The organism is Streptomyces africanus, assembly GCF_002150735.1.
Taxonomy (GTDB): domain Bacteria; phylum Actinomycetota; class Actinomycetes; order Streptomycetales; family Streptomycetaceae; genus Streptomyces; species Streptomyces africanus.
On the sequence record NZ_MUKA01000627.1, the window covers coordinates 1 to 670 of the forward strand.

Here is a 670-nt window from a genome sequence, read left to right on the forward strand (position 1 = left end):
CGGCGGGAGCGGAGTTCCTTGGCGAGGAGCTTGGCGCGGTAGTCGCGGGGCATGTCCGCGTACCGCCAGGACTCCTCACCGAGCCGGTCGAACAGCTGGCCGAGGGCGTGGTGGTGGGCGTCGGCGTGTTCGCGTACGTCCATGGTGGCGAGCTGGAGGCCGAAGGCGGCCAGGGTGCGGATGGTGCGGGCGAGGCGGCCGTCGGCGAAGAGGCCGCCGCGGTGCTCGCGCAGGGAGCTCTGGATGATCCGCAGGTCGCTGATCAGCTCGCTGGTGCCGAGGTAGTCGCGGCCGGGCACGTGTGCGGTGCCCTTGGCGAGGCGCTGCTTGGTGTTCTCCAGCTTCTGCCGGATGCAGGTGGCCTTGAGCCGGTAGGGCTCCTCGGCGTTGAGGCGCTTGTAGCGGGGGCTGATCTCGGGGAGGTTCTCCAGGTCGGCCTGGAGGGAGGTCAGCAGTTCCTCGGTGGCGCCGGCGTAGCGGATGGAGTTGGACAGGAAGCCGCGGAGTTCGTCGATGGTCTCCAGGGCGTCGTTGATGCCGTGCTCGTGCTGGAGGATGAGGACGTCCCAGGTGACCTGGGGGGTCACGTTCGGGTTGCCGTCGCGGTCGCCGCCGATCCAGGTGCCGAAGGTGAGGGGGCGGGTGTCGTCGGGGAGCTTGACGCCGGCGC

The 670-nt window shown here is 70.3% G+C and carries 1 protein-coding gene; it reads right to left on the reverse strand.

Annotated elements, in window-relative coordinates; all coding sequences use genetic code 11:
* Positions 1-670 (reverse strand): phosphoenolpyruvate carboxylase (locus CCL05_RS42865; RefSeq protein WP_143590062.1); only part of this gene is annotated, 670 nt, incomplete at both ends.